The sequence below is a fragment of the Caldisericia bacterium genome (assembly GCA_021158845.1).
Taxonomy (GTDB): domain Bacteria; phylum Caldisericota; class Caldisericia; order B22-G15; family B22-G15; genus B22-G15.
This window is the reverse complement of record JAGGSY010000116.1, coordinates 1-1750: the sequence shown is the minus strand read 5'-3', so window position 1 is coordinate 1750 and position 1750 is coordinate 1. Positions and strand designations below refer to the sequence as shown.

Here is a 1750-nt window from a genome sequence, read left to right as displayed (position 1 = left end):
ACCTTCATAAAACCGCTGACAGTGCAGTTGACTTTCTGGAGACCGACCTGTTGCCTAAGGCTGGTAATGTAGTGATTGAGCCCTTCACAAAACTCAGAATATCTTGTTAATACGTTACTTACAAAAGCCCAATTTTAGCTAAATCCTAACCCATCATAACTTATATTATTTATTGCGGTTATGAAGCCAGAATTTTGAAGAAAAGAACGTTTTTGTAGGTTTTGAACCTGTCTATTTTGCAAAGTTAGGAAGGCAGAGTTTTGTGAAGATCGCCAAAATTATATTCGCTTTTTCTTGTTTGTTTGGAATTTTGCTTTCCTAACTTTCAAGAATTTGGTATCCTCTATGGGGAAAAAATGCTCGTCTTTCACAAAACCCTGGAGGATACCATGGCTATCACACGCTCTTTATTTGAACCTGGTCAGTTACCCCTTCTGAGCCGATACGACAAGCTGTTTGATAATCTCCCTCTGCTGCCCGGGGAGCATAACCACACTGGACGCCCGGCCGTTGCCAGAAATGCGATCTTGAGAGCTTCAGTCTACCGGTGTATCAGGCGTTTGCCTACACTTTCTGATTTGGTATTTGAGCTCAATAACAATCCGACGATGCTTGAAGTGGTGGGACTGGATGCATTGAAACCTGCCCCTTCTGTTGAGCGTTTCTCCAGCTTTCTGCGGGATACGCCAAACGCAGAGCTACAAAAAACACGAAAAGCTCTGGTCAGCCTGTTGCTCCAAGAACAGGTCCTCTCGGGGCGACGGATAGCTCTGGATTCTTGTCCAATCGTCATGCCGGTCAAAGAGAATAACCTTAAGACCTCCGTACGTAACCGATTTGACAAAACCCAATACCCCAAAGCTGATCCCCAGTGCCGATTGGGGGTGCTTGTTCACTATCCCAATCCCTTCCAAAAGAAGGTGAGATACTTTTGGGGCTATCGAAATCACATCATCACCGACACTGAAACAGAACTGCCTATGTGGGAGTTTACTCAACCCGCCAATGTTAGCGAGGTTAAAATAGCCATCCCCTTGCTGAGGGCTTGTCAAGAAGCATTTGGTTTAACCATGGAGGCCGTGATAGGGGATGCCGAATACGACGTTGAGTCCATTTTGGCCTACATCGTTGATGAGCTTAAAGCAGAGGCCATTATCCCCCGCAGAACAGGAAAAAATCTAGACAAAGGCTATACCGTCAAAGGCGACTGTATTATCTGCACTGCGGGGCTGCCAATGCACCGTAAAGGCAAAATGAGACCAAAGAAAACCGGTATCCTTTACTGCCAGTATTCCTGTCCGTTATACTACGACAAAAAGGTTGGTTACCAGTACATTGTGTGTCCGGTAGTTCATCCGAAATTCTTCGAGCAAAAAGGGTGCAACGTTCTTATCCGACTGGAACCAAGTGTCAGAACCAAGATAGATTATGACACAGAAAAATTCAAAGACCTTTACACTACCCGAACATCAGTTGAAAGAGTCTTCTCTCGACTTCTATCCATTGCCATGCAGAATCCCACTGTAAAAGGACTCAACGCGGTGTCAAACCACTGCACGATTGCTCACATCACCGTTCTCTTGGTGGCCTTGACCGCCCACCGGAGTGGGCAAAAAGATAAGATCAGGTTCGTCAAATCGTTTGTGCCTAATTTCCTTCACACTCTCACCAAAAAGGGAGTTTTGTGAAGCCCTATAATGTAGTGATTCAAAGATTGCTACAGGACAATGGAAAAGAATTCACCACCCAC

Annotated in this window: 1 protein-coding gene; it reads left to right on the top strand. The window is 45.2% G+C overall.

Annotation, left to right across the window (positions count from 1 at the left end; all coding sequences use genetic code 11):
* Positions 1–389: 389 nt before the first annotated feature.
* A complete protein-coding gene (locus J7J33_04430; protein ID MCD6168535.1) occupies positions 390–1688 on the top strand; it encodes a transposase in 1299 nt (432 codons plus the stop codon).
* Positions 1689–1750: the final 62 nt, after the last annotated feature.

What these genes read in the sequence shown, in the direction of transcription:
- J7J33_04430 (MCD6168535.1), top strand. Translation starts at nt 390, where the DNA reads ATGGCTATCACACGCTCTTTATTTGAACCTGGTCAGTTACCCCTTCTG.